This window comes from Cobetia sp. cqz5-12, from assembly GCF_016495405.1.
In the GTDB taxonomy this organism is placed as follows: Bacteria; Pseudomonadota; Gammaproteobacteria; order Pseudomonadales; family Halomonadaceae; genus Cobetia.
Window position 1 is genome coordinate 1,569,301 of record NZ_CP044522.1, and the last position, 23,372, is coordinate 1,592,672.

General features: G+C 56.3%; 16 protein-coding genes. 12 read left to right on the forward strand and 4 right to left on the reverse strand.

Annotated elements, in window-relative coordinates; genetic code table 11:
* Window positions 1–156: 156 nt before the first annotated feature.
* The 3 genes from F8A90_RS06755 (at window position 157) to F8A90_RS06765 (ending at window position 3,789) form a co-directional block, all read left to right on the forward strand.
* Window positions 157–1,035 (forward strand): LysR substrate-binding domain-containing protein, encoded by an 879-nt coding sequence (locus F8A90_RS06755; RefSeq protein WP_233593517.1) that lies wholly within the window; start codon window positions 157–159, stop codon window positions 1,033–1,035.
* Window positions 1,036–1,287: 252 nt separating this feature from the next.
* Window positions 1,288–2,247: an NAD(P)-dependent oxidoreductase gene (locus F8A90_RS06760; protein WP_136938016.1), complete on the forward strand. Its 960-nt coding sequence runs from the start codon at window positions 1,288–1,290 to the stop codon at window positions 2,245–2,247.
* Between the two features lie 108 nt (window positions 2,248–2,355).
* Entirely contained in the window at window positions 2,356–3,789 is a 1,434-nt protein-coding gene (locus tag F8A90_RS06765; protein WP_200019482.1) for an aldehyde dehydrogenase family protein, read from the forward strand.
* A gap of 304 nt (window positions 3,790–4,093) precedes the next feature.
* On the opposite strand, the gene F8A90_RS06770 is transcribed toward F8A90_RS06765, so the two are convergent.
* The 4 genes from F8A90_RS06770 to aldA all read right to left on the reverse strand — a co-directional run bounded on the left by F8A90_RS06770 (window position 4,094) and on the right by aldA (window position 9,499).
* Window positions 4,094–4,852, reverse strand: a complete 759-nt coding sequence (locus F8A90_RS06770; protein WP_054555863.1) for an IclR family transcriptional regulator — start codon at window positions 4,850–4,852, stop codon at window positions 4,094–4,096.
* Between the two features lie 180 nt (window positions 4,853–5,032).
* A complete protein-coding gene (locus F8A90_RS06775; RefSeq protein ID WP_200019483.1) occupies window positions 5,033–6,661 on the reverse strand; it encodes a GMC family oxidoreductase in 1,629 nt (542 codons plus the stop codon).
* 5 nt (window positions 6,662–6,666) lie between these two features.
* The gene (locus F8A90_RS06780; protein ID WP_200019484.1) at window positions 6,667–7,902 is read right to left on the reverse strand and encodes a mandelate racemase/muconate lactonizing enzyme family protein; all 1,236 of its coding nucleotides are present in this window, start codon (window positions 7,900–7,902) and stop codon (window positions 6,667–6,669) included.
* Window positions 7,903–8,074: 172 nt separating this feature from the next.
* Complete coding sequence (gene aldA / locus F8A90_RS06785; RefSeq protein ID WP_200019485.1) at window positions 8,075–9,499, reverse strand: aldehyde dehydrogenase; 1,425 nt, start codon at window positions 9,497–9,499, stop codon at window positions 8,075–8,077.
* Between the two features lie 643 nt (window positions 9,500–10,142).
* Here aldA and F8A90_RS06790 point away from each other — a divergent pair.
* The 9 genes from F8A90_RS06790 to tssC all read left to right on the forward strand — a co-directional run bounded on the left by F8A90_RS06790 (window position 10,143) and on the right by tssC (window position 23,267).
* Window positions 10,143–12,749 (forward strand): type VI secretion system Vgr family protein, encoded by a 2,607-nt coding sequence (locus tag F8A90_RS06790; protein WP_200019486.1) that lies wholly within the window; start codon window positions 10,143–10,145, stop codon window positions 12,747–12,749.
* 1 nt (window position 12,750) lies between these two features.
* Window positions 12,751–13,644, forward strand: a complete 894-nt coding sequence (locus F8A90_RS06795) for a DUF4123 domain-containing protein (RefSeq protein ID WP_200019487.1) — start codon at window positions 12,751–12,753, stop codon at window positions 13,642–13,644.
* Window positions 13,645–13,648: 4 nt separating this feature from the next.
* A complete protein-coding gene (locus F8A90_RS06800) occupies window positions 13,649–16,978 on the forward strand; it encodes a T6SS effector BTH_I2691 family protein (RefSeq protein WP_200019488.1) in 3,330 nt (1,109 codons plus the stop codon).
* Window position 16,979: 1 nt separating this feature from the next.
* Window positions 16,980–17,858, forward strand: a complete 879-nt coding sequence (locus F8A90_RS06805; protein WP_200019489.1) for a tetratricopeptide repeat protein — start codon at window positions 16,980–16,982, stop codon at window positions 17,856–17,858.
* A 183-nt stretch (window positions 17,859–18,041) separates the two neighbouring features.
* Window positions 18,042–18,920: a tetratricopeptide repeat protein gene (locus F8A90_RS06810; protein ID WP_200019490.1), complete on the forward strand. Its 879-nt coding sequence runs from the start codon at window positions 18,042–18,044 to the stop codon at window positions 18,918–18,920.
* A gap of 975 nt (window positions 18,921–19,895) precedes the next feature.
* A complete protein-coding gene (locus F8A90_RS06815) occupies window positions 19,896–20,330 on the forward strand; it encodes a copper resistance protein NlpE N-terminal domain-containing protein (protein WP_200019491.1) in 435 nt (144 codons plus the stop codon).
* 46 nt (window positions 20,331–20,376) lie between these two features.
* Entirely contained in the window at window positions 20,377–21,126 is a 750-nt protein-coding gene (locus F8A90_RS06820) for a hypothetical protein (protein ID WP_077377261.1), read from the forward strand.
* A gap of 98 nt (window positions 21,127–21,224) precedes the next feature.
* Window positions 21,225–21,752: a type VI secretion system contractile sheath small subunit gene (tssB, locus tag F8A90_RS06825; RefSeq protein WP_077377258.1), complete on the forward strand. Its 528-nt coding sequence runs from the start codon at window positions 21,225–21,227 to the stop codon at window positions 21,750–21,752.
* A 15-nt stretch (window positions 21,753–21,767) separates the two neighbouring features.
* On the forward strand, window positions 21,768–23,267 hold the full coding sequence (tssC, locus tag F8A90_RS06830; RefSeq protein WP_077377255.1) for a type VI secretion system contractile sheath large subunit: 1,500 nt from the start codon (window positions 21,768–21,770) through the stop codon (window positions 23,265–23,267).
* Window positions 23,268–23,372 lie beyond the last annotated feature (105 nt).

Genomic DNA, 23,372 nt, shown 5'->3' on the forward strand with positions numbered 1-23,372 from the left:
TGCCATTGTCTCATCGCGAAAGAGGGCCAGAGGGCAGCCATTTCCCGCCTTGAGGGTCTAGCATTCGGATGACCTGCCTGTCTCTTGTTTCCTCGTTTCGTCCTGCCTGAGTGTTCTTCCATGCCGACTCCATTGTCTCTGCATAAACTCCCGCCCTTGAGCTCTCTGAAAGGGTTCGAAGCCGCCGCTCGCTTGCTGAGTCTGCGTGCCGCAGCCGAGGAGCTGCACCTGACGCACCCGGCCATCGCCAACCAGATCCAGCGGCTTGAAGAGAGTCTCGACGTCAAGTTGTTCGCACGTGAAGGTCGCCATGTGGTGCTGACCCCCGCAGGGGAACGTTTCTATCCGGTAGTGCGTGAAGCCCTGGCCGGACTGGTTCAGGGGGCCGAGGCGCTTCGCCAGATGCAGCACGCACAACCGTTGCGGTTGCAGGTCTACGTGACGACCTCGATTCGCTGGCTGGCTCCGCGGCTGACTCGCTTCCAGGCCGAGCATCCCGAGATCGAGCTCAAGCTCACCACCTGCAGCGTAGGGTGGGAATTCGATGAGGCCAATGCCGATATCGGCATCGTTTTCCAGGAAGCGCCGCTGGCGGAGCACCTGCATTGGCAGCCGCTGTTCGCCTCCAGACTGTTTCCAGTCTGCAGCCCTGAGTTGCTGGAGGGCGAGTCCGGGCCTCTGGCTCCTGAAGCATTGCGTACCTTGCCGCTGATCGGGGTCTACACCGAGGGGTGGAACTGGGACAGCTGGTTCGAGCTTCAGGAACTTGGCCCCTGTCCGAGCCGCAATTGCATCGTGGTCGATACGCTGGCGGTGGCGCTCGAGATGGCTCTGCGGGGCGAGGGCGTGGCACTGGTCAATGGTCCTTTCGCGGATGCGGATCTGCTGGGTGGCCGACTGGTCAACCCCACCGGGCAGGTCATCGATGGGCGTGGGGAGTGGGGAGCGGTCTGTCATCGCGAGCTTGAACAGGATGAACGGGTCGCGACCGTACTGCGCTGGCTCGAGGCTCAGAGCCAATCTCTCGCGTCTTGACGGGATCGCGTTCACGCATCGCGCCATGCATGCCCCCAACGACAACGCCACCTTCGGGTGGCGTTGTCGTTGGGGGCCGTCGTTCGGCCTCACAAAAATTGTTACCAGTCAGCAAAATCTTATGAATTGTTGCCTGTCGGTCGCGTCAGTACGGTGAGCGTCAAGATGGCATGGGCCACGGGGTTACCTCTTCCGGTTTCCGTGAATGGACTCATGCAAGTACACCGCACAGACAGGCAGAGAGGACAGCACATGAAAGTCGGATTCATCGGTCTCGGTAACGTGGGTGGCAAGCTGGCAGGCAGCCTGCTGCGCAATGGGCATGATGTCACCGTGCGTGACCTTGACCCGGAAGCCGCCAAGCCTTTCCTCGCGCAGGGTGCCAAGTGGGCGGATTCTTCCAAGGAACTCGCCGAAGCCAACGACATGGTCATCACCTGCCTGCCGTCTCCGGCTGCCTGCAGCGCCGTGATGGAAAGCGATGACGGCATCATTGCCGGTCTGTGCGAAGGCAAGATCTGGCTCGAGATGAGTACTACCGATGACGGCGAACTGCGTCGCATCGCCGACAAGGTGCTGGCCACCGGTGCCAAGGCACTGGAAGCCCCGGTCTCTGGCGGCTGCCACCGTGCCGCCACCGGCAACATCTCCATCTTCGTCGGCGGTGACCGCGAATCCTTCGAGCAGGTGCTGCCGGTGCTGACCAACCTGGGTCGCCGTGTCCTGCACACCGGGGAACTGGGCACCGCCTCCGTGCTCAAGGTGATGACCAACTATCTGGCCACCGCCAACCTGTGCGCCGTTGCCGAAGCCTTGACCGTCTGCAAGAAGGCCGGCATGGACATGAATACCACCTACGAGGCGATCAAGATTTCCTCGGGCAACTCCTTCGTCCACGAGACCGAGTCTCAGGTCATCCTGAACGGTAGCCGCAACATCAGCTTCACCATGGATCTGGTGCTCAAGGATGTCGGCCTGTTCGACACCCTGGCCAGGAACCTGGACGTGCCGCTGGAAATCTCCCCGATGCTGATGGACATCTTCCGCGATGGTCAGGAACGCTTCGGTCCGCGTGAGTGGTCCTCCAACATCATCCGTCGTCTCGAGGAAGCCGCCGATGTCCGTGTGCTCGGCACCGGCTTCCCGGCAGAGCTGACCGATGACGAGCCGGAAGAAGTCGGCTACGAGGTCGGCGTTACCGGCCGCAGCTGAGCCGTGAAGACTGCCCCGGAGCGCCGTGCGAATGGCCTCCGGGGCATTTGCGTTTGAGACTCACCCTCAGGGAAAGTGTTATCTCCCACCAGCAACGAGAGGTCTGGCATGCAACATCACGACAACTTCTACATCAATGGCCACTGGCAGGCACCCTTCGGGCGCGAGCGCATGGAGGTCATCAATCCGGCCACCGGCGAGCTGTGTGCCAGTGTGCCGCGCGCCGGCGAGCAGGATGTGGAGGCTGCCATCATGGCAGCACGTCAGGCGCTGCCTGCCTGGTCCACGACATCCGCGCAGGAACGCCACGACATCCTGATGGCGGCAGCGGATGAGATGCAGCGTCGCTTCGATGAGCTGCGCGACGTGCAGGTGCTCACCATGGGTTGCCCGGTGCAACTGGCCGGCGCGCTGCACGTGGAAGGCCCCATCGAGGGAATGCGTTACTACGCTGAACGCGCTTTCCAGATGGAAGAGGACGAGCGCAAGGGCGATGTGACGCTGATGCGCGAGCCCATCGGCGTCTGCTCGCTGATCAATCCGTGGAACTATCCGCTGCATCAGTTGATCGGCAAGCTGGCCCCGGCGCTGGCGGCAGGCTGCACCGTGATCGCCAAGCCGGCAGAGCAGACCCCGCTGCAGGACTTCATCATGGCCGAGATCTTCGAGAAGGTCGGTCTGCCTGCAGGTGTCTTCAATGTGGTGACGGGCGAGGGTAGCGAGATCGGTCCGGTGATGTCCGGCCATCCGCAAGTGGATATGGTGTCCTTCACTGGCTCCACCATTGCCGGAAGCAAGGTCGCCGAGAGTGCCGCGCCCACCGTCAAGCGGGTCTGTCAGGAACTGGGCGGCAAGTCGCCGCTGCTGGTGACCGAAGATGCCGACCTGGCCGCGGCCGTGCGCTTGAATGTCGAGAACATCATGGCCAACACCGGCCAGACCTGCGACGCCTTCACACGCCTTCTGGTGCCGCGTTCGCGTCTGGAAGAGGCCACGCGTCTGGCGGTGGAGATCGCCAACGAGCAGGTGGTGGGTGACCCGAACGACCCGAAAACCACCATGGGGCCGCTGGTCTCCGCGCTGCAGCGCGAACGTGTGCTTGATCTGGTGCAGCGTGCCATCGATGACGGTGTCGAGCTGGCGCTCGGTGGCGTCGAGCCGCCCGAAGGGCTCGAGAAGGGCTGCTATGTGCGTCCGACCATCTTCACCAATGTCAGCAATGAGATGGAGATCGCCCGTGAGGAGATCTTCGGCCCGGTGCTGTGCATCCTGCCTTACGACGATGTGAAGCAGGGGATCGCCATCGCCAATGACAGCGTCTATGGCCTGTCATCTGCGGTCTATGCACGTGACGCCGAGGCAGCATTGCCCATCGCCCGCTGCATGCAGGCAGGGCAATGCTATCTGCAAGGGGCGGAGTTCTCCTTCGATGCCCCCTTCGGTGGCTACAAGCGTTCCGGCAATGGCCGTGAATGGGGTGACGAAGGCCTGGCGGAATATGTCGAGGTCAAGGCACTGCTCGGGGCGCCGGCCATCTCCTGACAGAAGGCGGGCCGCGCCGCCGTGATGCCACGCAAGATACCCGTGATTCGTGAGGCCAGAGTGGCCCGTGAATCACGGGTATCTTGCATTCGCGCCACCGACCATTCACGCCATCGACAAAAGGCGCCCTCAAGGTGCTTGTCGGCTGTCGCAGCCGCGTTTCGCTATCAGAGCAACATCGATAACGTCTGTCAGATCGCTGGGTGCTGAAAAATACCTATATTGGGCGCTGAAAATACCTATATATAGTGGCAAGACTTTGTGCGGTGCAGCATGACGGGCTCGCCAGGCAACGTTTTCGGCCTCAGATGATGCGCGAGGACAGCTGGCGCGCCGCCTGGACCAGATGCTTGGAGTAGGCGCGTGCCTGCTGCGGATTCAGCCAGTCCTGGCTGATGACGGCGCTGATGGCGGCGATGGGCTCATTGCGCATGTTCAGTACAGGCGCGGCGATACAGCTCAATTGTCCCTCGGCATCGCCACTGGACACGGCATACCCGAGGCGTTGCGCGCGCTCAAGTTCGGCATCCATCTCGTCACGGCGTTCGGCCAGTTCAGGCGTGATACGCGTGGCAGCCTCCAGGTACAGCTGACGCGAGCTCTCGGGGCGCATGGCGAGAATCGCCTTGCCGGCGGCGCAGGCGTGCTGGGTCATGGTCTTGCCGATATAGAGGTTGTAGCTGCCACTGCCGGAGGCATCGACCTTCGAGATCACCACCACCTGGTCCCCGATGGGGATGCACAGAAAGATCGAGCGGTGAATCTCGTTCTTGAGAATCTCCGCGATGGGGTAGAAGACCGGGATCAGGCTCTGCTTGTTGTAGATCGTCGAGGAGATCTGGAAGATGCGCGAGCCGATGCAGTAGGACTTCTTGCGACCGGGATCGTGAGCGACCAGCTGATGGTGCAGCAGGGAATTGATCACGCGGTGACCGGTAGCGGGCGAGATGCCGGTGGACTCACAGATTTCCGATAGCGTCAGCGGGTAGGAGGCTGCCGCAAGCAGATCCAGAATCATGACACTGTGGTCGACGGCAGGGGCTTTGGTCTTCTCGTGATTCATGAACGCGGGGTCACTCCGAAACGCGAATCTCGGTCACAGGCGGCTTCTGACCGAAGGCTGTGACACTGTGACGACGGATGGGCGATGCCTCGGGCTGCATCGCCCATCCGTGGAAAGGGGAACGGCCCATAGGGTACCAGACCCATGGGCCGTTCGTGGGGGTGGCGGCTATCCGCCGGGTCAGTCTGCGTGGTCGGCCAGCACAAGATCCGCGCCTTTTTCCGCCACCATCATCACCGGCGCATTCAGGTTGCCGGAAGTGATATTGGGGAAGATGGCAGCGTCGATCACGCGCAGCCCTGACACGCCATGCACCTTCAACTGACTGTCGACCACGGCGGTGGCCTTGTCCGGCCCCATCGTGCAGGAACCGCACAGGTGGTAGATGGAGCCACCCTGGGAGCGGAAATACGCAAGCATGCTGGCCTCATCCTGCACCGTCTCTGCCGGTGCGACCTCGCACTCGGTGATGGCCTTGAGAGCGGGCGCGCCCATCAGCTTGCGCACCAGACGACTGCCCTGAATCACCTCATCGATGTCCTTCTGGGTACTGAGGTAGTTGGGGCAGATCGTCGCCGGGTCTGCCGGGTCTGCCGAGGACAGTGAAATGCTGCCACGGCTGGTCGGTCGGCAGGAATTGAAGGCCAGCAGGAATCCGGAATACGGCTCCGGTGTCAGCTTGGCTCTCGGGTCGTTGGGAATCTGGTAGGACATCGGGTTGAAGTAGAGCTGGATGTTCGGCTCTGACTCCGCCTCGCTGCCCCGGAAGAATCCTCCGGCCTGATTCACGCTCATGCCCAGCGGTCCGCTGCGGTTGATCAGATACTGCAGGCCTGCCTTTGCCTGGCCCCAGAAGGACGCGAAGTCATCGTTCAGCGTGGTGCGATTGGCGCGGTAGTAGTAGCTGGCGCACAGGTGGTCCTGCAGATTCTGACCGACGGCCGGCAGGTCTACCTGTGTCTCGATACCATGCGTGGCCAGCGCCTCACGCTCGCCGATCCCCGAAAGCTGCAGCAGCTTCGGGGAATCCACGGCGCCAGCGCAGAGAATGACTTCGCGACGCGCCGTCACCTCGATGACTTCGTCATCAAGCCGGTAGGCGACACCCGTGGCACGCTTGCCGCCATCGGGCGTCTCTTCCAGCGTCACGCGCTCCACCCGACAGATATGCTTGAGCGTGAGGTTGTCGCGTGACAGCGCCGGCTTCAGGTAGGCGGTATTGCTGGAATCCCGCTGTCCCTTGCGGATGTTGGCCTCATAGATGCCAGCACCCTCGAAGCGTTCGCCATTGAAATCATCATTGAGCGTGTAACCCAGCTCGCGGGCCCCTTCCAGCCACGACCGGCAGATCGGGTGCGCGCCATGTTTCAGCGGCGTGATGCCGATCAGGCCCTGGCCGGAGCGATACTCGGTATCACCATCCGGGTGGCATTCAAGACGCTTGAAGTAGGGCAGTACCTCGCGATAGGACCAGCCCTCGTTGCCGGCGCGCGCCCAGTCATCGAAGTCCGAGGCCTGGCCCCGGACGTAGATCATGGCATTGATGGAGCCTGAGCCACCCTGCACCTTGCCGCGTGGGGTATAGATCTTGCGGCCCCCCATCGCGGCTTCTTCCTTGCTGTAATACATGTAGTTGTAGGTCGGGTTGTAGTAGGTCTTGGCGAACCCGACCGGCACCTTGATCCAGGGCGAGGTGTCCTTGCCGCCGGCCTCCAGCAGCAACACCTTGTGGCGACCGTTGGCGCTCAGCCGGTTGGCGAGGATGCACCCCGCCGACCCGGCACCGACAATGATGAAATCGTATTGCATCGGCGTTACGCCTCCGGCTTGCGCTTCCAGTCGGTGCTGGACTGTTCCTTCACGTCATAGGGACGCGGGTCCATGCTCAGGTGCAGGGTCCGGCCGGTGTAAGGCGAATTGGCCTTGACCACATCCATGTCCAGCTCGACCCCCAGGCCCGGCTTGGTGGAGGGGATGATGTAACCATCACGCCACTCGATCTTCTCCTTGAGCACATCGGCGTGGAAGCCATCCCAGGTGCCGATGCTTTCCTGAATCAGGAAGTTGGGCGTGGCGGTCGCCAGCTGGATGCTGGCCGCGGCGCCGACCGGGCCGTTGTAGAGATGCGGGGCGATCTGGGCGTAATAGACTTCTGCCAGCGCCGCGATCTTCTTGCCTTCCAGAATGCCGCCGACGCGTCCCAGGTTCATCTGCAGGATGGAGGCCGCATTGTGCTTGAGCACATCGTGGAATTCGTACTTGGTGGTCAGGCGCTCACCGGTCGCGACCGGAATGGAGGTGTGGTCTGCCACGCGCGCCATGGCTTCGCTCTGTCCCGGTGGTACCGGCTCTTCCAGCCACAGCGGGTCATAGGGCTCGAGATACTTGGCGAGACGAATGGCAGACGCCGGTGTCATCTGGCCGTGGGTGCCGAACAACAGATCACAGCTGTTGCCGACTGCTTCGCGGATGCGGCGGCAGAAGGTGGCGCTCTTGTCCATGCCTTCCAGAGACAGCATCTGACCGGAGTAGGCGGTGTAGGGGCCAGCCGGATCGAACTTCAATGCGGTGAAGCCCTTTTCCTTGTTCTCCAGTGCGCACTCGACGGCCAGCTCGACGTTGTCATAATCGTAGTTGCCGCGTGCATCCTTGGGGTACAGGTAGGTGTAGGAACGCAGCTTGTCGTGGACCTTGCCACCGATCAGTTCATAGACCGGCAGGCCAGCCGCCTTGCCGACGATGTCCCAGCAGGCCATCTCAAGACCACTCAGCACGCCCATCATGGTGAGATCAGGGCGTTGGGTGAAGCCACTGGAGAAGGCTTCGCGGTACAGGCGTTCAATATGATGCGGGTTCTTGCCTTCCAGATAACGCGAGAAGACATCGACGATCGCCTTGCTCATGACTTCCGGATGGAAGGTGGCGGCATAGACTTCTCCGACCCCTTCAATGCCGCAAGCGGTACGTAGCTGAACGAAGATCCAGTACATGCCGCCGACGTGGGGCGGCGGAGTGGCGACGATGTGTGTCTCGCAACTGACAACTTTCATGGTGGCAGGCCTTTCAGTGGTCACTGGCTAGCAGGATGGTGTGGGAGCGCACTGCCTGGCATGCCGTCATTCGACGCCAACAGCGCGCTTCCGGAAAGAAATGGGGTAGGGCGTCAACGCCTCCGGGGAGAGGACTCCCCGGAGGCGTGACAGGCAAGACGGAATGGCGTGATCAGTAGTTCATCACGACCAGGCGGGTCTGGGTGTAGTCGAGCATGCCGTGCTTGCCATCATCACCGCCCAGGCCAGAGCGCTTCCAGCCGGCGTGGTAGCCCTGGTAGGGGTCCGCCGGGGTGCGGTTGATGTAGAGCTCGCCGGCTTCGATGTTGTTGGCGACCTTCATGGCAGTGCGATAGTTCTCGGTGAAGACCACGGAGGCCAGGCCGAACTGGTGATCGTTGGCCAGCTCCAGGGCTTCATCGATATCGCTGTAGGTCAGCACTGGCAGCACCGGACCGAAGATCTCTTCCTGCACGATCTCCATGTCCTGACGGCAACCGGTCAGCAGGGTCGGCGGGTAGAAGTGACCCTTGCCCTCGGGGATGTAGCCGCCGATTTCCAGAGTGGCGCCGTCATCGATGGCGCGTTCCACCATCTGATGGATGTTGAGGCGCGAATTCTCGTTGATCAGCGGCCCCATCAGGCTGGCATCCTCCAGTCGGTTGCCGAACTTGACGCCTTCCATCTGCTGCTTCAGCTGGGCGACGAAATCGTCATAGACGGATTCGTGCACATAGACACGCTCGATGGCGGTGCACAGCTGGCCACAGTTGGTGAGGGTAGAGGCCGCGATCTGTGCCGCTGCCTTGGCCAGATCGGCATCCGGCTCGACGATGGCCGGTGACTTGCCGCCCAGTTCCAACGAGGACTTGGCGATGTTGACCTGGGAATATTCCAGCACCTTGCGACCGGCGCCGACGCTGCCGGTCAGGGTGATCATGCCCACCTTGGGGTGCGTGCAGACGGCTTCTGCGGTGCCGTGGTCCATCGCCAGGATGTTGACGATGCCTGCCGGAATGCCGGCATCCTGGATCGCCTTGGCGATCTCGAAGGCGGAGGTCGGGGTGTTGTTGCTCGGACGCACGACCACGGCATTGCCGGTGATCAGCGCCGGGGCAATCTTGCGCAGCAGGGTGAACACCGGGTAGTTGAACGGAATCAGGCAGGCCACGACGCCGATGGGCTCGCGCTGCAGCAGCAGGCTTTCATTGGGGGTGTCGCTGGGGACGATCTCGCCCTCGATACGACGTGCCCACTCGGCGTGGTAGCGCGTGATGTCGGCGGCGTAGACGGCTTCATTGGTGGCGTCTTCCAGGCTCTTGCCGGACTCATCTGCCAATGCCTGGCCGATGGCATCCTTGCGCGCCATCAGCGCCTCGGCAAGCTTGTGCATGTAGCCGGCACGCTCGGTGCTGGTCTGGGCACGCCAGTCCTTCTGAGCCTTGGCCGCAATGCTCACCGCTTCAAGCGCTTCGTCAGTGGTTGCTGCCTGCACCTGACCTACCAGTGCTTCAGTGGCCGGGTTGTAGACCGAAATCATCTCGCCCTGGGATGAGGCGACGAATTCGTTGTTGATGAAGTTCTTGTCAGTGCGCATGCATCACTCCTCCTGAATTTGGCCTACAGGCTATGAAGTGACGTCAAAGGTGTCAAACTGTTTTTCACATGTAGAAATAGATTTCCGCATATGGAATTAATGGCTTATCTCTTGTCGCGAATATTTGCCGCCGAGAACATCGTCCCGCGTATTCAATCGATGTCCGCAGTGGTTGGCAGGCCCGCCATTCGCGAGATCACACCCTGGGCCGGGCGCTATCACATTGGCTGCCCCGTTGGCTGAGCAGACCGCAGACCGCAGACCGTAGACAGCAGCAGACAGCAGGGGACGGAGCGAAGAGGGGAGAGGACAGAGAGCAAAGCGAAGAGGGAAGACGGGAGATAGAGAGAGCAGATAGAGAGAGCAGATGATGAGAACAGAGAGAACAGACCACGCGACTGACCGGAAATGATGGCAAGTCTTGTACCGATTTATGGTGTCGAATCCATCATGACATAACCTCCTTTCTCGCCAGTCATGCCGCGCTTCACGTAGTCGTTAACGAGCTTTCAGCGTAAGTGTTCACTCTGTTGAGTCATTAACTAAATCAGTGCATTCCTATATGCTGTGCAGCCTGATTGAGAGCCATGGACGGTCTTGTACAACAGGGCATCGTCTACGATAACTGCCAGGGATGCAGAACATGTCAGATTCATGGGTACTCGACGCCTTGCTGTCGTCGTTTGATGTCTCACTGAGCCAGAACGAGCGCCTGCTCACGCTTGAGATGAGCGGCGCGGACTTCATCCCGCATCGCCTGGTGGGGGAAGAGCGCATGTCGCGTCCCTTCGCCTATACCCTCGACTGCATCTCCCAGAATGGTGATATCGAACTCAAGACCCTGATGGCGCAGCCGGCGGCGCTCTCGGTGCGTCAGGCCGATGGCAGTTACCGCAAGCTCTCGGGGCTGGTCGAGTCCGCCGCGCTGCTCGGTGAGGATGGTGGCGTCTTCTATTACCAGCTGACGCTGGTGCCGTGGATGGCGATGCTCAAGCTCGGCCGCGACAGCCGTATCTTCCAGGACCTTACCGTCGTCGAGGTGATCGAGTCGGTATTCTCGCATCATGCCATCGCGCAAGGCGAAGCCCAGGGTGGCTGGCGGCTGGACCTGCGCCGCGAGTACCCGGCGCGCAGCTACTGCGTGCAGTATCGCGAGAGCGACTTCCAGTTCGTCAATCGCCTGATGGAGCAGGAAGGGCTGTTCTACTACTTCGAACATGCCACTGACGATAGCGACTTCAATGGCCACCGCCTCGTCATCACCGACGATGTCGCGACCTGCGCGCCGGTTGAGCCACAGGTAATCCGCTTCCACCGTCAGGACGCCACCGAACTGGAAGACTCCATCACCCAGTGGAGCGGCCGCCGTCAGCAGCAACCGACGCGCGTCAGCCTCGGGACGTTTGATTACAAGCAGCCGGGCCTGGAAAAACGTTCCGGTCAGGACACGCGCAGCGATCAGGGCAACCTCAGCGAGCAGGAAGTCTACGACTATCCCGGCGAGTACTACTTTGATGACCATTCGCGCGGCGAACGCCTGACCGTCAATCGCCTCGAGGCCCATGAATCCCGCGCCAAGCGCTTCTACGGGGCCGGGGGCATCCGCCAGTTGAAGGTCGGCCGCTGGTTCGAGCTCAGCCAGCACGCCCGCCATGAAGACGGCGACTCGAGTGAGCGCGAATTCCTCGTGCTGGGCCTGACCGTCTGCGCCGAGAATGCGCTGCCGGTCTCCGCGCACCTCAAGGCGCTACCGGGCAGCCTGCAGGCGCGCATGGCCGAGGCACGCCAGGCGCATGGCCTCAATGAAAGCGCTCACGAAGACTACGCCGATGTCGGCACCGGCCAGTATCTGATCGACTTTGAGAGCCAGCGCCTCAGTCAGCCGTATCGTCCGTCTCTCGATCATCCGCGCCCCAATCTGGGTGGCCCGCAGACCGCGATCGTCGTCGGCCCCGAGAACGAAGAGATCCACACCGATTCGCTCAACCGCGTGCGCGTGCAGTTCCACTGGGACCGCAGCGAGAAGGGTGCCGCTGACGCCAGCTGCTGGCTGCGTGTCGCGCAACCCAATGCCGGTGCTGGCTGGGGCAGTGTGTTCGTGCCGCGTATCGGCCAGGAAGTCATCGTCGATTTCCTCGAGGGCGACGTGGATCGGCCGCTGATCACCGGGCGGGTCTACAACGGTGATCAGACCCCGCAATGGCACTCCAATGGTCTGCTCTCCGGCCTCAAGAGCAAGACCTACCGCGGCAACAAGTACAACGAGCTGGTGTTCGATGACGCCACCGATCAGGAGCGTGTGCGCCTGAACTCGGAGCACGAGAAATCCCAGCTCAACCTCGGCTATCTGATCCACCAGCAGGGCAACACACGCGGCAGCTTCCGCGGTACCGGCTTCGAGCTGCGCTCGGACGCTTACGGCGCCATCCGCGCCAACAGCGGGCTTATGCTCAGTAGCTGGGGCCAGATCGCCGCCAGTGGCGAACAGCTCGATCTCTCTCCTGCGCAACAGCAGCTCGCCAGCGCCTATCAGCTGGCCAATACGCTCAGCGACAGCGCCACCAGCCACAACGCCGAGGCGCTTGCGGCGCGCACGCAGATCAAGCAGGCCAGCGACGATACCCAAGGCACCTATGGCGCCGATGACAGCGGTAGCCGCTTCGACGGTAGCTCAGCCCAGAGCGCCACCAATGGCGGGCGAGGGCAGGCAGCGCGCCTGAATGCGCCCTGGCTGCATCTCACATCCCCCGCCGGCATCGCCAGCAGTACGCCGGAATCGACGCACCTGGCACAGGGCCGCTCGCTCAGCGTCACCAGTGGCGAAGACATCAACCTGGCCACCGGGCGCAGTCTGGTAGGCGCCGTGGTTGAGAAGTTCTCGCTGTTCGTGCAGCGCTCCGGCATCAAGCTGTTTGCCGGCAAGGGCAAGGTCGAAGTTCAGGCGCAAAGCGATGCGATGGACCTGACGGCGGAAAAGGACGTCACCATCACCTCCACCGAGAACGACATCGATATCAATGCCGCCAAGGAGATTCTGCTCACCTGTGGTGGTGCCTACGTCCGCCTCAAGGACGGCAATATCGAACTCCACGCGCCTGGCAAGATTGATGTCAAAGGCGCGCAGCACAGCTTCGGTGGGCCGACGAGTCTGAATGCCGCGATGACGGAATTGCCGGAAGGCGAAGACTTGCTGTGTCCGAGTAAAGGACAAAGCGCTGCCGCCAATGGCGACGGTGTGGTGGAGTCCTGATATGGCCATGCTGGATGAGGCGGAATTCCTGCAGGTGGCAAGACAAGCGGCTACCGAGTCACGCCTGTATCGCGTGGTAGATCCGTGCAATACGCCGCAGCGCGCATTGAGTGCGAAGGACCAGAAATCCGCGGGCCTGGTACGCAACGGATTCTATGCCCAGACGCCATCGCAGAAACTCTATCTACAACCGGTGCCGTCAGAAATGCACCTGGGCAAAGAGCTGGAGAAGGAGAGGCAGCAACGCTCTGCAAGCCTCACCACTCCGGTCGCGTTCGGTGGCTGGGTCATCACAGCCCAGCCGCTCTCCAGCGTGGTGTCATATTTCCAGCGCCAACTTGAGCAGACGACCCCGGAAGGCAAGAAGGCGCTGCTGCGCTTTCATGACCCACGGGTATTGGAGCGCCTCGAGGCCATTCTTGATCGTGAGCAGCTATCGGCATTGCTGGGGCCTGTCGATCAGTGGATCTACCTGGATAACGCCCATGCACTGCAGAGCATCGCACCACACAGTGAGCAGCGTCACCTCGGGAGATTGAACCTGACATTGCCGCAGTGGTCTGCCATTAGACGGATAGGGATGCTGAATCATTGCCTGGAGCTCTATCGCACGCTGCCGGAAGAGAGCAAGGCCGGTTATGCGGATGCCGCAATCGTCGATGCGTTACTGGTCGCCGCAAAGGAGTGTGGTCTGGAAGAGCGACAGGATATCTCGGTCTTCGTGCTCCACGGGCTGGTCACAACCCCGATGTTCTATCAGCATCCGATCATGCGCCAGTTACTGAGCGCCAGAGCGACACCTGATTCACGCAGCACTCACAGCTATATCAGCTTGACCAGCAAGCTTGAGAGCGCCGATTGGGACAAGATCATGGAAAGCAGGGAAAAGGTATAACCTCATGTCAGGTCAAATAGTAAATCAGCATGTCGCTTTGAGTGTCGTGAATGGCGAATGTCGTTTCTGCAAGCGTACTGGCTTTCCGATCCTGCCTGTTCGATATGCTGTCTGCCAACGTAATGATGCCAATCAGCAAATCCCTGAACTGTCAGAAGACAGGGTGAAGGCTTTTACTGACATAAAGCTTGATCAGACACTTGAAAACGGTAAGCGTACCACGCGCGTGGTCCCCTCTAAGGTCAAGGAAGAGATAGCTCATAGCACCTCCAGTCAGGTCAATAAATATATCCTCCGCCAATTGCGCAGCGGTTATCTTTACTTGTTCGATAAAGACAACCCCGATGGCATGTATTGGTCTGCGTTTGCGATTACCGCTGATGGAAAATATTACCAGTTCCCCGTCAAGCAGCCCCCGTCTCTGGACAAGATGGCGATGCCGTGTACTCTCGAGTCAGGCAATAGGGATGGCGAGAGTGATGAAGAAAAAGTCACACGCGTAAAGAATGAATCGTTACAAGCCTCTCTGGTCACTATCACGACTCCTGACAAGAGCGGTGATGTGTATTATGCCTATACGGAACATGCATGGCCTGAAGGGTTTCTGGATGAGGTGAAATCCAGAATTCTCAGTGGTGATCCCTGGTGTGACAAGTATCTGCAGAAATTCAATGTTCCTGACTGGAAAGCAGGGGTGGCACAAGATCATGCTTTCAGCTTGGAAGAGCTGGATCAGGTCGCTGAATATAGTCCCGGTGCAGCAGGGCTGGATGAGCAATTCTGGTCCAGTGGACCAAAGCGTGATCTCTATAGCCCAGAAGAAATGAAGCAGACGATGAGCGAGCGTCTCAGATATGCCTCGACGGACTACGAGGGCAGAGGTTTGATCCTCGCGGTCAATGACGAAATAGGCATTATCCAGGAGCTCAACGCTTATCGTCACCAGGCGCTTGCCGCTGTGGATGACTTCTTCCATCCCGGTGAAGATTTGGCTTCAAAAAAAATGGGAGAAGAACGTAAGCGTAAGATGTTATGTAAGCAGGCTATTGATAAGTTTCACAAAAACTTTGAGCTTCTCTATCCTATCGCTAAGTTGAAAGAAGCTAATAGCAATATATCTAAGCTTAAAAAGGAAATTAGCGAGCGTGATAGCGCCTTGGATATGAAGATAGAGGCTGAAGCTGATGAAGATAGGAGAGAATATTATAAGTCGCTCAAATCTCAGGACTCATATTTTGATGGACAGCTTAGAGTCTGGCAGGCCGTAAAGCACAATAAAAAGATAGCGGCTGATAAAGTGGTAAAAGATCATCTTGATCAACTTCGTGATATGTATCGAACAGATGATCTTGAAGATTTTAATGATGAATATAAAAAGCATACTGCGCATTGTCATGCTATCTTGTCTTTGCATGATAGTGATTATGCGTTATGGGTTGAAGAAAGTTTACTGAAGGTTATGTCTCGCTATAGCACAACAGATGTGTCGCATGGGGTTTATGCAAGTAATGTAGCTTCATTATCTCTCAAAGGGGGTGTGTTATCGCCAGCGAGTGGTAGTTTATGGAGAATGTTAGCTAAGAATATTGTTAATATAGAAGGCTTGATACTTCGAGTATTGTTTTTTAATAATGTTAGCTTCATCAGTTACGCATGTGAAAAAATAAATTCATTGAAAATCAGTGAACAGCTTTCAGTCCTCGATCTCGTGTCTTGGAAAGAGCAGTCATGGAGTGAGATTGCTTTCGCTGTTACATCGCAAAATAATTTGATAGCAGAAAAGTTGGTTCATAGAATCCGGGGGAACAATAATTTTTCCTCTGCAGTAATAGGGTCTAGCCTAATTGCATTAGCTAATTATAGTAGCATCGGAGGAAGCTCTGATAAGAGTTTCTCCAAGGAACAATCGAAGGCAATGAAGAGTTTTTTGTGCTATCAACAAATGGTTAGCATGATAGGGCCGTCTTCAGACGAAATACCGGCCCTTATCATCAAAAGCTATACTATGAAAATTTCTGAGTATCTGAAGTTAATGAAATCAACTTCAGATTACTTGCGCCAAGAAACTAGAGGATATGATAAGACTGGTGTATTTAAATCTAGCCATGGCAATGTCGGTAATATCCAATCTGACACTATTGAAAATGATAGAGAAATAATTGTTCGTCTGCCAAGTTTTGTAATATTTGATAACTCAGATAACAAAGATGCTTCTCAGGCCAATAGTTATGCCGAGAAAAGAGAAGCCTCTGCTTTATCACAAGTAATAAAAACGGGCTTCAGTGTATCTCAGCCCGTTGCTGAAAAAATATTTGGGCGTTATTCTAAGTCAGCAGTAGCCTTAATTAGCCTTTGCTCGCTTATGTATAATATTGTTGAGGATGGTATCGAGAATGAAGAGGGTGCTGCAGATTGGAGTAAAATTCTAGGCGTTGGTGTATCCATGCTTCAGGTAACAATGAGCGTTGTTGAAGGTAAAGCCCAACTCATAGGAGTTACAAATTATGGAACTCGCTGGAAGATTATGGGAAATTCGCTTGGCATCGCTGCGGGGGCATTAGCGATATGGGAAGGCTTAGAATTGCGCGGTCAAAGAGATGAAGCTGTCAGGCTCGGACATAGCGTCTCAGCTGGTAACCTTGAGATGATGTCTTCTGTCTCAATAAGCGGTGGAGTCATATCAATCGCAATTATAGGAGCAACTCTAGCAGTTACCTTGACAGTTACTTTGTTGGTTGGATTGGCTACTCTATTAATAGGTTATGCTCACACTACATTGGTAGGGCCTGCTGTTCAAACATGGGTTAACCGTAGTATTTTAGGTAAACATTCTAGTCAAGTACAAGAGTTCGGTGATATTTTATCTGAGCAAAGCTCACTAGAGTTAGTCTTTAAAGGTGTAGTGGTTGAGCTCCAGTATATAAAGCCTGATCCTTCTGCGATGGGCCCATCAGCTGCTCAAATATACTCTATGACCCATGCGGGGGATGTTGAGATAGATATAAAACTCAAGGTCACAGTTCCCGCAACATCTAGTTTTTATTTAAAGCTTGAGTTTATAGCTATTGATGTCGGTGATCGTATATTTAACTGGGAGTATAAAAAAGAAGAAGGTGGCAAGGTAGCTAAACTCTCTCGTGGTAACGAGACTTATCCTAGCGAAGGTGGCAATAGTCAACCCGGATTGGCCATCGAAGGGGATTATTATATGCTTGAGTGGCGAAAAGAGATAACCAAGAATTTAAATGGTGAGAACTTCTTTTTGAGGATTTTCTATAAAGACAGCGATACTTCTGTTCTTAAAAATGACACTATGGCAATAAAGGTCGTGTAATATGAAGCTGCTTATAGCTACACTGTTGTCTGTTATTGCACCAATAGCACAAGCCCAATCTCTATTTCAAAGTCCGGATAGAGATGGGTTCAATCAAATGCTTGCATCTTACAGTAAGGCGGATATCGCTTGTATTCCAGATTGCAAAGTTGATAACAAAAAGAAAAAATATATAGTTTCAGTGTTAAGTTTATCTGATTCGTATAATAGCTTAGAAGTGCCTAGAAATTGTAAATTTGCTTATGATACATTAACCGAATTGTGGAGGCATGGGGTTAATGATGCAGGCTATGAGCTGTCAAGAATGTACTATCATGGAGTATGTACAGAGGTTGATTTAGCAAAATCAAAGGCATATTTGCTTAAAACTGCGAATGATGGTTATATTCCTTCTCAAAAATTATTGGGTAAATCTTATTTTAGAGATGAAATACAGTCTAAGTTGTATAGGAAGGATTTAGATAAATCTGCGTTTTGGTTGTCGAAGTCTGCTGCGGCAGGCGATGCCGAGTCTGCATCTATTATATCAGTTCTTTATAAGAAAGGCCTTGCTTTTGAAAAGGATGCGCAAAAGTCGTTTTATTGGGCACATAAAGCATTTGAAGCAAAATATGGCGGAGGACCTGGACCCTATAGTTATCGGTTGGCAGGCTATTACGAAAATGGATACGGGGTAGATAAGGATCTTGTTCAGTCTTATAAGTTTTACGATCTAACTGGTACTGCAGGTATGGATGGTAAAGAAAGGGTATCGAAGAATATGACTGACGATGAGATTCAACAAGCCATCAAGCAATCTCGTGCGTGGCAAGAAGAGCACAATACCTTCGTGCCTAGTTATAATGGCCTTCAGCATCAATCTAATGGCAGCTACCGTTAGTTATATTTGATGACACCGTCGCAAGAAGTAGCTCGAGACTAATCCAGTCTCGAGCTATCACGTATAGCTAAAGTGAAATTATTATTAGCTGGCTAAAGCTAGAAATTATCTTTCAAAACATAATTTCTTTAGTGGATACGCTTTAATTTAATAATTGTGATATTATTGTTTGAGCGGGGTAACATGCTACGCATTTTTACTTTCTTAATACTTCTGGTTTCTGACTATTCTTATGCCACTTCTCTATTCCAAGATCCTAGGAGGGCTGACTTTGACGAATTGCTAAATACTTACTCGCCAAAAGATATAAGTTGTGTACCAGGGTGTGTTGGCGAGAATAATAAAAAAAGCTATATAAAAGCAGTGTTAAGCTTGTCTGATGGTTATAATGAACTTGGTGTTGATAAAGACTGTACGTTCGCTTTTAATACGTTGAGTGATCTTTGGGATCATGGTATCAATGATGCTGGTTATGAGTTATCAAGAATGTACTACCATGGGGTCTGTTTGGATGTAGATCTAGAAAAGTCTAAACAATTACTAGCTGCTTCAGCAGGCAGTGATTATGTACCGGCGCAAAAACTCCTCGGTAAATCTTATTGGCGAAAAGAAATCCAGTCTAAATTATATGACAAGAATACTGAGAAAGCAGCGTTTTGGCTAATGAAGTCCGCTCAAGCTGGTGATGCTGAATCTGCCGCAATTATTTCAGTCTATTATCGGGAAGGTATCGTATACGCTAAAGATCCACAAAAATCTTTTCTTTGGGCTAAGCGGGCTTTTAGCTCTAAGTATGGTGGAGGTATTGGTGGTAATAGTATCCGTCTCGCAAGCTATTATGAAAAAGGGTATGGAGTTGATAAAAATTATATTAAATCATATAAGTATTATGACTTGTCCGGTACGGCTGGTGATGATGACAAACAAAGAATTTCAGAGTACATGAGTGACGCCGAAATCCAACAAGCCATCAAGCAGTCACGTGCTTGGCAAGAAGAGCACAATACCTTCGTGCCGAGCTATTACGGGCTTGAGCATCAATCTGACGGCAGCTACCGCTAGTCGACTCAGTTGACTTCAGTGTTGTTCAGAAAGCCCGAGCCCCTCCAGGTCTCGGGCTTTTTCGTGCTTGGGGCTTTCAATGCTTGCTGATGATCGTGAGTCAGTGCCGACCAAGGGGAAGGGGGATGAGTCTGTAGCACGGCAATGCGATCAGGGTGGCCTATGACTCGTTAGCGTATGGGCGAGAGAGGTTGGCTGCAGTTCTGCTGGCGCCGGTTGCCATGAGTGAGCGTGTGAGGCTGCATGGTTGCGCAATGGTCGCCTGCATGAATGAGAGGTCAGGAAGTGCGGCAAGCGAAAAGAGTAGACATCGCTGGTCAATAATGAGGGTTTTCATCAACACGATGACCCTGTCATTTAACTCAGTGATGGGGTTGTTTATGATATTAGTTTAAACTGATTTAAAGTGTCAGAAGACATGTCGTCGCGTAATGGGCAACTGTCTTGTCATATTTGTGTTACCCAATCTCGGTATTTTTGTAACACTTTTGTTCCAGTATGGTATATGGCAGCATGTCATTGTTCTGATGGTGTTTTCCCCACCTGCGTACCAGGTGGTGGCGAGTCGGGAGTGGTGGGGCAGGATTGAGTCCTTACTATCGCTCCAGGTTAGGTACAGCAGGCCTGCCTGTCAGATGATTGCGACACCATGAAAGATGGAACCGTCCGCTCAGTGGCGTGGCAAGCATGGCGTTAATCGTTATTTAAACGATTATTGTGTTGCTTTTCTTGCTGGAATCTCTACCTGCAATATGTTTCCATATTCGCGTCTGCGCTAGAACAAATATACAGATTTACCTTCTATGTATCGTCAACGCTTTTCCTTCTGTATGCCCGCCGCAAGATGTCACCTATTTACGGTATCGAGCACGTCAATCAGAGGGTAGTGGTGGCAAGACGTTGTCTTGATTTATCTGACAGGGAAGCAGATTGATGTCAAGAAATGGCGGCATGTCCTTACCAGGCGGTGAAACCTTGAAGACTCCTTTTATTGCCATTGTCAGGTCATTGGTGGTGGGGCTCCTGCTGCTGAGCGGTTGCAGCTCTGCGCCGGACACAGGTCCTGCCGACTACACGCCGCCGCCGATCGAGCGTTTCGTCGGCACGCTTCCCTGCCAGGATTGTCGCCTCATCCGCGCGGACCTGACCCTGCATCGCGATTCCGAGAGTGGCAAGCCCACGGCGTTCTTCCTGCAGGAAGCTCACGTCGATGCCATCGGGGGCGATTTCGTGACTACGCAGTGGGGCGACTTCGAGGCCGAGACCTCTGACAGCACTACCTATCTGCGTCTGGAGCGGGATGCGCCGCTGATGCTCAAGATGGAAGAGGGCGGCGACACCCTGGAGTTGATGGGGCAGCAGGACGCTGACAGCGATTACCAGTTCACCCGTGCCGAGCCGCTTGGCTGAGGTTCATCACGCGTTGCGCAAGGTCTGCGCACGGAGAGTATCTGACATGGATTCGTCCTTTGACATTGAAGCCTTCATCCGTCAGCGCAAGCAGACTCGCGTCGTCAGTGATCTGTTGTATGACAATGCGTCGGATTATCTGACGACGCTGGGGGCCTTGATTCGCCCGCAGATGATCTTTGGCGAATACCTGCAAGGGGCGCCGCGCGGTAGCGGTCGTGAGGCACAGCATGCCTTCAAGGAATTCACCGCTCTCTATGACTCCACGGCCAATGCCGAGCCTTTCCGCTTGCTGCAGGAGCTGGATGTGCCGCTGGAGCTTCTGAGCACGGCCCCGCGCCTTTATCCACATGAATATGACGTACGCCTCACGACCACCGGCAAGGTGATTCGCGTCACCAGCCCCACACGTTGGGTCGTGGGCTTTGACGGCTTCTCGCTGCAGCGCTTCCGCCACATCATCAAGGACCCCAATCGCAGCACGGCAGAATTGCTGCGCTACGTGGTGCACTACCTGATGCTGTTCTATTGCGTCAATCGTGCCCCGGGCCTCGGGCGTCTGTTGCTGGGTCTGCGCTTCCCGGTCAGTTTCGAGAAGCTGGACGAATTCGGCAGCATGCCGTTCTGCGTGGTGGGGTCGCCCATCACCTCGCACCTGCCGGAGCAGGACACCATTCTGCGCAGCACCGAAATCGCCGGCAATGACACCTTTGAAGAACTGATCGATGTCGCGGACATCGAGTCGATGGATGACGCCGTCAAGCAGCGGCTACTCAAGGCGATAGCGGCAGTCTGACGGGCTGATGTCGCTCAAAGATGCGCCGGACGGCTCAGATTGATCCCCCATTTTTGACACGCGCAACCACTTCACAACTGCACATAAGGAAATGCCCCATGGCGGAGAGGGATAGCACACAACACAAGCTGGGACGCATTCGCGCACCACGCGTCCAGATCACCTACGACGTCGAGATCGGTGACAGCCAGGAGCAGAAGGAACTGCCGTTTGTGGTCGGTGCCGTCGGTGACTACACCGGCAACCCGCTCAGCCCGCCGCCCAAGCTCAAGGACCGCAAGTTCGTCGCCATCGACCGCGACAACTTCAACGGCGTCCTCAAGGGCTTGAAGCCGCGCCTTGCCTATCGCGTCGACAACACGCTGAGCAAGGATGGTACCCAGCTGCCGGTCGAGCTGAACTTCAACTCGCTGGAAGACTTCGAGCCGCAGAATGTCGTCAAGCAGGTCGAGCCGCTGCGCAAGCTTCTGGATGTGCGCAACAAGCTCGCCGATCTGCGCAACAAGATGGGCGGCAATGACAAGCTGGAAGAGCTGCTGATGGACGTGCTGCAGAACAGCGAGAAGCTCAAGACGCTGGGCGACGAGTTCGGTCGCGAGCAAGCCGTGCGCAAAGACGACAACTGATTGCGGAGTCAGACCATGAGTGACAATCGTAGTGAATCAGCAGTGGCACCGCAGGCACAGGATACCGTCTTCGCGCCGCAGTCTTCCTTGCTCGACAGCATCATCTCCGAGAGCCGCGTGGCGCGCTCCGAGACCGAGCGCACCCGTGCACGCGACCTGATCGAAGAGCTGGTCGCCCAGGTGCTGGACGGCGAGGTCATGCCCAGCAAGGACCTCATCGCCGTGCTGGATGCGCGTATCGCCGAGATCGACGCGATGCTCTCCGAGCAGATGAACGAAGTCATGCACGCCAGTGAGTTCCAGAAGCTGGAATCCTCCTGGCGCGGTCTGCGCTATCTGGTCGATCAGACCGAGACCGGCAGCAACATGAAGATCCAGATGCTCAACGCCACCAAGAAGGAATTGGTGCGTGACCTGAAATCGGCGCCGGAATTCGATCAGAGCGCGCTGTTCAAGAAGGTCTACGAAGAAGAGTACGGCACCTTTGGTGGCGCGCCGTTCGGCATGCTGGTCGGCGATTACGAATTCTCGCGCAGCCCGGAAGACATCTATCTGCTGGAGCAGATCTCCCACGTGGCCGCCTCGGCGCACGCACCCTTCATCTCCGCGGCGTCTCCGGAGCTGTTCGGCTGGGACTCCTTCACCGAGATGAGCGGTCCGCGTGATCTGTCCAAGATCTTCGACACCGTCGAATACGCCAAGTGGAAGTCCTTCCGCAACTCCGAAGATGCGCGCTATGTCGGTCTGACGTTGCCGCACGTGCTGGGCCGTCTGCCGTATGGCCCGGACACCACGCCGGTCGAGGAATTCAACTTCGTCGAGAACGTCGATGGCCGTGAGCACAACAAGTATCTGTGGATGAACGCGGCGTACGCCATGGGCTCCCGCGTGACCGATGCCTTCGCCAACTATGGCTGGTGTGTCGCCATTCGCGGTGTCGAAGGCGGTGGCCTGGTCGAGAACCTGCCGACCCACACCTTCCAGACCGACGATGGCGAAGTGGCGCTGAAGTGCCCGACCGAGATCGCCGTGACCGACCGTCGCGAGAAGGAGCTGGCAGACCTGGGCTTCATCCCGCTGGTGCATTGCAAGGGTACGGACTACGCCGCCTTCTTCGGCACCCAGTCCGCCCAGAAGCAGAAGACGTACAACACCGACGTGGCCAACGCCAACGCGCGCCTGTCCTCGCAGATGCAGTACATCTTCGCCACCTCACGCATCGCGCACTACATGAAGGCGATCATGCGTGACAAGGTCGGCAGCTTCGCCTCGCGCACCAGTGTCGAGCGCTACCTGAACGACTGGCTGTCCCAGTACGTGCTGCTGGACGACAACGCCAGCCAGGAAGCCAAGGCACAGTTCCCGCTGCGTGAAGCACGTGTCGAAGTCGCGGAAGTCCCGGGCAAGCCGGGTGTCTTCAAGGCCGTGACCTTCCTGCGTCCGCACTACCAGCTGGATGAACTGACCGCCTCGCTGCGCCTGGTCGCAGAGCTGCCGCAGTCCACTCGCAGCTGATGACGTCTCGTCACTGAAAACCCCTCGCTCTTTTCCCTGCGTGTTCTGCACGCCCGCATCGTCAGACTGGCCAACGCCGGCCTGACGATGCGGTATATCGCCATG

What these genes read in the sequence shown, in the direction of transcription:
- F8A90_RS06760 (WP_136938016.1), top strand. Translation starts at nt 1,288, where the DNA reads ATGAAAGTCGGATTCATCGGTCTCGGTAACGTGGGTGGCAAGCTGGCA.
- F8A90_RS06765 (WP_200019482.1), top strand. Translation starts at nt 2,356, where the DNA reads ATGCAACATCACGACAACTTCTACATCAATGGCCACTGGCAGGCACCC.
- F8A90_RS06770 (WP_054555863.1), bottom strand. Translation starts at nt 4,852, where the DNA reads ATGAATCACGAGAAGACCAAAGCCCCTGCCGTCGACCACAGTGTCATG.
- F8A90_RS06775 (WP_200019483.1), bottom strand. Translation starts at nt 6,661, where the DNA reads ATGCAATACGATTTCATCATTGTCGGTGCCGGGTCGGCGGGGTGCATC.
- F8A90_RS06780 (WP_200019484.1), bottom strand. Translation starts at nt 7,902, where the DNA reads ATGAAAGTTGTCAGTTGCGAGACACACATCGTCGCCACTCCGCCGCCC.
- aldA (WP_200019485.1), bottom strand. Translation starts at nt 9,499, where the DNA reads ATGCGCACTGACAAGAACTTCATCAACAACGAATTCGTCGCCTCATCC.
- F8A90_RS06790 (WP_200019486.1), top strand. Translation starts at nt 10,143, where the DNA reads ATGTCAGATTCATGGGTACTCGACGCCTTGCTGTCGTCGTTTGATGTC.
- F8A90_RS06795 (WP_200019487.1), top strand. Translation starts at nt 12,751, where the DNA reads ATGGCCATGCTGGATGAGGCGGAATTCCTGCAGGTGGCAAGACAAGCG.
- F8A90_RS06800 (WP_200019488.1), top strand. Translation starts at nt 13,649, where the DNA reads ATGTCAGGTCAAATAGTAAATCAGCATGTCGCTTTGAGTGTCGTGAAT.
- F8A90_RS06805 (WP_200019489.1), top strand. Translation starts at nt 16,980, where the DNA reads ATGAAGCTGCTTATAGCTACACTGTTGTCTGTTATTGCACCAATAGCA.
- F8A90_RS06810 (WP_200019490.1), top strand. Translation starts at nt 18,042, where the DNA reads ATGCTACGCATTTTTACTTTCTTAATACTTCTGGTTTCTGACTATTCT.
- F8A90_RS06820 (WP_077377261.1), top strand. Translation starts at nt 20,377, where the DNA reads ATGGATTCGTCCTTTGACATTGAAGCCTTCATCCGTCAGCGCAAGCAG.
- tssB (WP_077377258.1), top strand. Translation starts at nt 21,225, where the DNA reads ATGGCGGAGAGGGATAGCACACAACACAAGCTGGGACGCATTCGCGCA.
- tssC (WP_077377255.1), top strand. Translation starts at nt 21,768, where the DNA reads ATGAGTGACAATCGTAGTGAATCAGCAGTGGCACCGCAGGCACAGGAT.